At 59.0% G+C, this 8,171-nt stretch carries 7 protein-coding genes; all 7 read right to left on the reverse strand.

The annotated features are described in order from the left end of the window. A partial coding sequence (locus ACXJKC_RS21580) for a TetR/AcrR family transcriptional regulator (RefSeq protein ID WP_456698819.1) occupies positions 1 to 464 on the reverse strand: 464 nt, incomplete at its 3' end. A gap of 365 nt (positions 465 to 829) precedes the next feature. Further along, the gene (locus ACXJKC_RS21585) at positions 830 to 1,702 is read right to left on the reverse strand and encodes an ABC transporter ATP-binding protein (protein WP_456698820.1); all 873 of its coding nucleotides are present in this window, start codon (positions 1,700 to 1,702) and stop codon (positions 830 to 832) included. Then, a complete protein-coding gene (locus ACXJKC_RS21590) occupies positions 1,699 to 2,697 on the reverse strand; it encodes an ABC transporter ATP-binding protein (RefSeq protein ID WP_456698821.1) in 999 nt (332 codons plus the stop codon). Before ACXJKC_RS21590 ends, ACXJKC_RS21585 begins: the two co-directional genes overlap by 4 nt. Beyond that, on the reverse strand, positions 2,694 to 3,560 hold the full coding sequence (locus tag ACXJKC_RS21595) for an ABC transporter permease (RefSeq protein WP_456698822.1): 867 nt from the start codon (positions 3,558 to 3,560) through the stop codon (positions 2,694 to 2,696). Before ACXJKC_RS21595 ends, ACXJKC_RS21590 begins: the two co-directional genes overlap by 4 nt. After that, positions 3,557 to 4,504, reverse strand: a complete 948-nt coding sequence (locus ACXJKC_RS21600; protein ID WP_456698823.1) for an ABC transporter permease — start codon at positions 4,502 to 4,504, stop codon at positions 3,557 to 3,559. Before ACXJKC_RS21600 ends, ACXJKC_RS21595 begins: the two co-directional genes overlap by 4 nt. Beyond that, on the reverse strand, positions 4,504 to 6,060 hold the full coding sequence (locus ACXJKC_RS21605; RefSeq protein ID WP_456698824.1) for an ABC transporter substrate-binding protein: 1,557 nt from the start codon (positions 6,058 to 6,060) through the stop codon (positions 4,504 to 4,506). Before ACXJKC_RS21605 ends, ACXJKC_RS21600 begins: the two co-directional genes overlap by 1 nt. Positions 6,061 to 6,264: 204 nt before the next feature. Further along, on the reverse strand, positions 6,265 to 7,896 hold the full coding sequence (locus ACXJKC_RS21610) for an amidohydrolase (protein WP_456698825.1): 1,632 nt from the start codon (positions 7,894 to 7,896) through the stop codon (positions 6,265 to 6,267). Positions 7,897 to 8,171 lie beyond the last annotated feature (275 nt).

Genomic DNA, 8,171 nt, shown 5'->3' on the forward strand with positions numbered 1-8,171 from the left:
TGATGGCGAGGATCCGTTTTGTCTGCTCCGATCTCGTTACCAAACGTCTCGACGAGGTCGTCGTGTAGGCGGCCGTAATGCTGACGCCGGGCATCAGTCAAGGCAGGAGAGAACGGCTCGGCAAGGAGCGCCGACGCTGCCGCTGGGGCTATGTCCTCGAGCCGCGCCCCGCGCCGATCACAGAACAGATAGATCCTCGTCTCCAACGGAAGGTCAGCTGGCACAGGATCCCAATTGCCGGCATCTCGGTCGAGCCAGTACTGCCCYGCCAACGCAAACAACGCTTCCATCTCAGGGAAGTGAAGCCAGAAAGTGCGAAGAGAGATCCCGGACCTCGTAGCGATTTCTTTGGCCGTGGGACGCAAGACTCCATCGATGACCAGCTGTGCGTGCGCGTCGATGATGGCCTGACGAGTCAGCTGCCGGCGATGGATCCGGCCATCGGGGTGAACGTTTCCCGACATTCATGCCTCCAATCAGTGAGGGATTGACAGATCATCGAGAAGATTACACGCTAAGTGCACTCAGCGAGACTAGTCCCACACTTCAGTCGCAGTCGCAGCCGAGGCTTAAAGCCCACCCGTTTCTTGAGAGAGGTCCAGCGCTCACACTCCAGAACTTTGCGAGGTCTAACTGACGACCCCTAAATCCTCGATATCGTGACGACCGCAGTCGAGTTTGCCGCCTGCGTCACTTTGTGCACGATCCTGATTACTCTGCCGATTGTCTGGGTCCATCGAACGCACCGATCTGCCGTCCAGTGATCTGAAGAGCCGGTACGTGAGTGGGCAGCTGGATACGGCTCCTCCACCGGGCTCGGTCGGATCGCTCAGCTTGAGGTGGCAACGCCATTACGTCTGCGGGGCTTCCATCCCGGTCGTGGGACGGCGGACAGCAGCTGCTGGGTGTACTCATTCTGCGGCGCTCGCAACACGTCGTCTGTTGTACCGCCCTCAACAACGCGCCCGTTCCTCATAACGATGACGGTATCCGACACCTGCTGAACGACGGCAAGATCGTGCGAAATGAACAAATAGGAGACACGGACTTCGCTTCGCAGATCGGCGAGTAGATTCAGCACCTGCCCCTGCACCGAAACATCAAGGCCCGAAACCGCTTCATCGAGCACCAGGAGTTCTGGTTCACACGCCAGCGCACGAGCAATGGCAACCCTCTGCCGCTGACCTCCCGAGAGAGAACTCGGGCGCCCCTCGGCATGCTTCTTGTCAAGGCCGACCTGTTCAAGAAGCATATTGCGGCGGGCGTCCAGGTCATGTCCGGTCAACGAGAAATGGAACCGCAAGACCTCGTCGAGTCCATCCCCGACGGTCTGTCTGGGGTCGAGCGACGCATAAGGATCCTGATAGACCATTTGAACCTGACGACCACGCTCCTTTCTCGCCGCTCGGCCGCGCGCGACCTTCGCTCTTGCCTTACCGGAGACGGCAATCTCCCCGCTGGTTGGACGCTCAAGACCGGCCACCATTCGTGCAACGGTGGACTTCCCCGAACCGGATTCGCCAACCAGCGCAAGCGACCCTCCCGCAGGCACGTCGAACGACACACCGTCAACCGCGACGAGATCTCGTGAACCGCCAGCGGCCAGGCGGATACGGAACACCTTTCGCAGATCTCGGGCCACAACGGAACCGGAGTCGGCTTGGTCCATCTGCTGGAGAGACGCGGTCTCGTTGGACTTCATGCTTCAATCACCTGATTCAGTTCCCCGCTCGCCCTGATGGACTCTGCAAAATGACACGCGACGCGGTTGTCACCTACCTCACGAAGCATGGGTCGCTCCTCCCGGCATCTGTCGACCGCGAATCGGCACCGCGGCGCGAATACGCATCCCGTATCCGCCTCATATGCGGGGACCGCCCTCCCCGGGATCGTTTGAATTCTCTTTCGCTCTCCGATGGTCGGACGGGAATCCAACAGACCCGCGGTGTAAGGATGTAGCCGAGACTTCTCCAAATCGGCGGAGGGCAGCACCTCCACGACCAAGCCTGCGTACATGACCGCGATCCGCTCAGTTATCGCCGCTGCCAAGTCCAGATCGTGGGTTACGAACAGAAGCGCTAGCGAACGACTGCGCCTCAGGTCGTCGAGGATCGCCACCACCTCCTCTTGAGTTGTCACATCAAGTGCTGTCGTCGCCTCGTCAGCTATCAGTAGTTTCGGATCCGTTGAGAGTGCGGCGGCGATCATGACGCGTTGGAGCAGGCCGCCCGACAGTTGGTCGGGGAATTCGCGCATGCGCTGCCGTCCGTCCGGTATTCCAACCGCCTCAAGCAGCGCAACGGCCTTCTGTTCAGCCTCCCTGCGCCCTACACCACACTCAGTCATTCCCTCTAAGAGGAAGTCGCCAATACTACGCAGGGGATTAATATGAGAGCGCGCATCCTGATAGATCATCGCCACGTCATGGCGTCGGCAGGCGCGCAACTCACTTTTGGTCATTCGGTAGACGTCCTTATCGCCGATCTGTACCCGCCCCTCGACGACAGCACGCGCCGGGTGCAGGCGAAAGACAGTACGCGCGGTCATCGACTTTCCAGAGCCGGACTCCCCGACAAGGCCAACCGCCTCCCCCGAGGACACGGTCAAGTTGACGCCTTGAAGGATCGTGCGATCGCCTCCGGAGGTCGGCATCCGTAACCAAACGTTATCGATATCGAGCAAGTGGTCAGGCGTCATAGTCTGTTGTCCCGTCCTTCAAATCTGCTTCCAAGGAAGATCGTGAGGATGACGACGCCGACAATCGCTAAGCCAGCGGAAAGCGACTCCATCGGGTACCCGCTGAGCAGGCTCGTCTTTCCGTCCGCGACCATTAGGCCCCACTCCGAGCTCGGCGGCTGAACCCCCAAGCCCAAGAACGACACGGATGCCAATGCGACGACCGCCTGCCCAAACGAGACAATGGCTTGCGAACGGATAAGAGGCATCACATTGGGTATCAAATGCCGCGTACAGATACGTAAGCCGCCGAATCCAACTAGCTGGCAGGCTTCGATGTAGGGGAGTTCGCGCTCCCGGGCGACCACCGACTGCACGACCTTCGCCGCATATGGCGCGAAGGCCAGCGAAAGCGCGACGACGGGAGCGACGATACCCGGTCCTACGAACGCGACAGCCAAGATTGCCACCAGGAGGGGCGGGACCGCGAAAAGCAGGTCCAGCAAACGGGACACCAGTAGCTGGTACCACCCTCGGAACCACACGGCGCTGACCGCTAGGCAAACGCCCAATACCGTCGAGCAAAAGACAATTATCGCCGGCGCGAATAGGCTAATTCGTGCACCAAAGAGCAGACGAGAGACTATATCGCGTCCAAGCGCATCCGTTCCCAACCAGTGAGCCGCAGTCGGACCGCTGTTCACCTCCAGGATGCTGGTCTGGTTCGGCGGATAAGGCGCCACCCATGGAGCCAGTATCGCCGCCAGCGCCAGAAGCAAAAGGACACAGCCAAAAGCTACGGTGAGCAGATCTCGTGGTCGGCGCGTGCGCAACCTTCCGTTCGCCGCATCTCCATCTCGTACGAATATAGTTGCGTCGGTCATCGTAGAGCCCCCGCTCGAACCCTGGGGTCAAGCACGAGTTGGGCGATATCGATCGTGATCGTCGCAATCACAAACGCGCAAGCGTAGATCATACTTGTTGCCATCACAACGTTATAGTCCTTGTTCAGCACCGCCGCGATAAGCAATGATCCGATGCCACCAAGCCCAAATATCTGTTCAACGATGATCGTATGCGCGATGAGTCCCGCTGCCGTAAGTGTGGATACCGAGAGGATTGGCATCGTTGCGTTTCGAACCACGTGCTTCCTGAAGACGCGCGATGGTCGCACACCACGTCCCGTGGCAGTTTCGACGTGATCGCGCTGCTCTTCCGTAAGCAGACTCGTTCGTGTTATCTGCGCGAGATATGCGCCCCAGCCAATCGCTAGTGCCAACGCAGGTAGCGTCAGATAGTGAATTCCACCAAGAAACCCTCGGCCCTGTCCGAGCGCTGGGAACCACCCGAGCCACAACGCAAATACCTGGATCAGTATGAGTGCGCTCACAAAGACAGGGACTGCCACACCGATCCCGGCAATTGCCGTCACTATCCAGTTCAGACGCCTGAAGAATATCGGCACCATTCCGAGACCAATGCCCATCACCAGCACTATCAAGAACGCATATGCGGCCAAGGATAGGCTGACGCCGAGCCTGCCTCCTATCAAAGATGAAACGCTATCTCTGTACTGGAAGGACGTGCCAAAATTCCCGGTTAGTGCGTCCCCCGCCCATGAGGCGTACCTCTCGACCAGCGGCTGGTCGAGATGAAGGTTGGACCGTATCTGAGCAATCTGCTCAGGTGTCGCCTTCTCCCCGGCCAAAACCGCAGCGGGGTCGCCGGGCGACGCGGCCAGGCCGCCGTAGATCACGACGCTTGCGACCAGTATTGTCGCGACCCCAGAGCCAAGCATACGCAGCAATGGGCGCACGTACCACACCACTAGTCTGCACCGCCCAGCATGGCAAGACTTGGCATGTAGGTGGCCGCAAAGGACGCTGGTGCGCCGCTCATTCTCTTGTTCATAAACATCGTATTGCTCAACGACACGATCGGGATCACGATATTTTGCTCGTCCTCCCAAATCTTCTGTGCCTCGACAATCAGCTTGGCCCGGTCGCGCGTGTCAAACGTGGCTCGAGCTTGCTGCAGGAGCCTGCCCACTTCGTCTTGCTTGTCGTATTCCACGTACTGAACCGAACCACCAAGGTGCTGTGGCAGGGCAAGGTAAAGGAGGCAATCCAGCGGATCGGTAGCGGAAAACGTATCGACCCAAAAGAAGTCGACGTCCGAACTTTCTCGATACGCGGAGCTTGTTGCCAACTTCGAGTTCTCCGCGAACGTGATCGCGCGCACCTTCACGTTCAGGCCGACGGCTTTCGCCTCTTCCTGAATGAGCGTGAGCCCGCGCAGCTGTGCCTCATTACCCTGGAGCGCGGCGATGACAATGGGCTTAGACGCGTTGGAGTTTCCGGCAATCACCTTTTTCGCGCCAGTTGGATCAGGTTTCCGCGGCACGGTCAACGCGTCATACGCATCCTTATAGATGTCCTTCGCCTCAGCCTGCCACCAGTTTGAGGTCATCAACGCGTAGCTTGGGCGAGCGGCGTTGAAGTAGATCTTCTCCGCGATGGCTTTCCTATCGACGATCATGCTGAGCGCTTTTCGAATCGCTGGGTCGGCCCCCGCCCCGCCCGTAGGAATCAAGACGGCGCTTCGAGCGCCTGCGCCGAGGTAGAGCTTGCCACTGGTCACGGATTTAAGCGACGGGACAAGGGTCGCCGAGAAGCCGTAAGCCCCGTCGATCTGTCCAGACTTGAATCCTTGCACTATTGTCCCTGAATCGGTGACGAATTTGATATGTGCCGTCTTGGCTTTAGGCCGCCTCGTCTCATCCCAATAGTCGTCGTTCGCCTTCAGGGTGATCTCCGACCCTGAACTCCATTTCTCGAATTTATACGGCCCGGTACACATCACGCCACGGCTGGGACTTCCATATCCATCCGGGTCTGCTTCGACATAGGCCTTTTGAGAGACCATGCCTGACACAATCGCCATCTCGTGATGAAAGAGTTCATCGGGCTTTTTGAAGCGGACAACGACGCGATCCGGTCCGTCAGCTTCGATACTTTCTACGTTCGTGAAGACTGTCCCATTTACTGACGCCAGTTTGGGGTCCAGGTGCTGCCCGAGGCTGTAGGCAACGTCAGCGGACGTCAGGGGTTGGCCGTCCCAGAACTTGACGCCGGAACGAAGCGTGTACGTCAACGTCAGGTGATCCTTCGAGTACTTCCAGGACGTAGCAAGTCCCGGCTCGACCTCATACTTGGCGTTGATCCGCACGAGCGGGTCGCAGGTGTTGGAAAGAATGAAGGTGTTGTTACTACTGGTCGACCGGGTCGGCGCAATCGAGCTCGGCTCCCCCGGAGGGAGATTCCACGTGACCTGCGAGAGGGTGCCCTTGCCCGCGGGGGTAGTCACAAGTTGATCGTTTTTCACGCCCTCATTCTGTGAAGGCGCCTCACTGGGCGATGAGCAGGCGCTCAGTGTTGCGAACGCTGCTACTGCCGCCACAGGTAGGAGCCGCGCCCGCGAAAAGCGCCGCGCGTTGTTTTCGCCACTCCAACCTCCACCAGACGAAAAGCGTCCAGGGCTGCCATCGTTTTCCTTCTCGGATCTACTTCGCATCGGTGCGTTCCTTTCCTATGGCTTGACGTAGACGGTCTTGCCAGCGAGAACAGTTTTAAGTACTGACGCCTTCAGGAGCTGCTCAGGCGGGCTATCAACGACATTGCGGTCGACCACGACAAAGTCCGCCGAAAGTCCCGGGCGTAGCTCACCGAATTCTTGTTCAGCTCTACAGGCCCACGCGGAGTCGTACGTCGCGTGCCGGACGGCTTCGCCGATAGACATTGTGTAGCTCGGAATATTCGCCTCCGTCATAGCCGGCTCGAGGATCGATCGCCGAGTAGCGGCTACGTATAGGTTGGGCAGAGGTGACAAGGACGTCACCGGGGCATCAGTGCCGAAGGCCAGCACCGCGCCGGCGTCGGTCACTTCCGTTGCAGGAAACGCACGGTCGATCCGCGCGTCGCCCAGCATTGCCTGCCACGTCGCGGCGATCGCGGGATCAGCATGCTCAGGCTGCATGCTGACAGTAATGCCCAGCGCGGCAATGCGGGCGATGTCCTCGCGCTTGGCATACTCAAGATGCTCAATACGGTGACGGCGAGCCTGCGGACCATTTTCGCGCATTGCATTCTCAATCGAGTCAATAGCGATACGAATCGCTTCATCTCCGATTGCGTGCATGGCCACCTGCAGACCGGCAGCGTCAGCAGCCGCAACTGCTGGGGCCAGCGTGTCGTAATCCCAAATTGCGTCGGCGAGAGTTCCATTCGAGTAGGGCTCACCCACTGCTGCAGTACAGCCGTCTATCGTGCCGTCCACGATGAACTTGACTCCGGTCACGCGCAGGAACGGCGAGGTGTACTGCTTGCTCAACTCGATCGCTCGGTCGATCTGAGCGAGATTGTCCTTCTCATCCTCACGAAGATAGATCCGGAAATATCCTACGATCCGAGACTTCAGCTCCCCGGCGGCCTCGGCCCGCGCCATCGCCGCCAGCCCGGACTCCGTCAGCATCATCTCGGTCATTGCTGTTACTCCGCAGGCAGCGGCGTGTTCGACGGCTCGTGCGAGGTGTTGATCGCGACCGGCCTCGTCCACCAAGCCCTCAAGGAATGGCCAAACGTACGCATGCTGAGCGGTTTCGTCCACGTAACCCGTCGGCTCGCCCGTCGTCGCGTCGCGCGAAATCGAGCCGCCCTGCGGGTCAGTCGTGCTCGCGTTGATTCCGACTTCTCTCAAAGCGGCACTATTCAGCCAAATGGAGTGGCCGTCGAATGATCTCGCATAAAATGGTGTATCCGGAAGGATGGTGTCCATCATTTGCCGAGTGGGCCGCCCGCCGGGAATCGAAGCGTGTTGCCATCCGTGAGCCTGAATCCTTGGATCGTCCGGATGCCGCTCGCGCCAATCCCGGACCAGTTTTTGGATTTCATCGAGGCTTCCCGTCGGCAGCAAATCCAACTGCCCCAACCATTCGCCGATCAACATAGGGTGTGCGTGCCCATCGACGAACCCTGGAAGCACGAGCGATCCTTCGAGATCGATCTCAACTGATTCCACACCGGCGATTCTGCGAGCGGTTGCGAGATCCCCGACATACGCAATCTTCGAGCCATCGATGAGCATCGCGTTCGCCCAAGTCGGCATTGTCGATGAGGCAGTGAATATATTTCCGTTTGCATAAAGCGTGCGATTCCCAGCCATGCCGTCTCTCCTATCCATCACCCTCGCTGCAACAGCGTCTGAGGTGCGGGGCTCGTCCAAACTGAATGCACTCAGCGTGTAGTCTTCTCGATGATCTGTCAAGCCCTCACTGATTGGAGACACGAATGTCGGGAAACGTTCACCCCGATGGCCGGATCCATCGCCGGCAGCTGACTCGTCAGGCCATCATCGACGCGCACACGCAAATGGTCGAGGAGGGAGTTTTGCGTCCGACGTCGAAAGCCATCGCTGAGAGGGTCGGGATCTCTCTTCGC

This window comes from Aeromicrobium sp. P5_D10 (assembly GCF_054049535.1).

Excerpts from the sequence above, each read along its gene's own strand:
- ACXJKC_RS21585 (WP_456698820.1), bottom strand. The coding sequence starts at position 1,702 with ATGAAGTCCAACGAGACCGCGTCTCTCCAGCAGATGGACCAAGCCGAC.
- ACXJKC_RS21590 (WP_456698821.1), bottom strand. The coding sequence starts at position 2,697 with ATGACGCCTGACCACTTGCTCGATATCGATAACGTTTGGTTACGGATG.
- ACXJKC_RS21595 (WP_456698822.1), bottom strand. The coding sequence starts at position 3,560 with ATGACCGACGCAACTATATTCGTACGAGATGGAGATGCGGCGAACGGA.
- ACXJKC_RS21610 (WP_456698825.1), bottom strand. The coding sequence starts at position 7,896 with ATGGCTGGGAATCGCACGCTTTATGCAAACGGAAATATATTCACTGCC.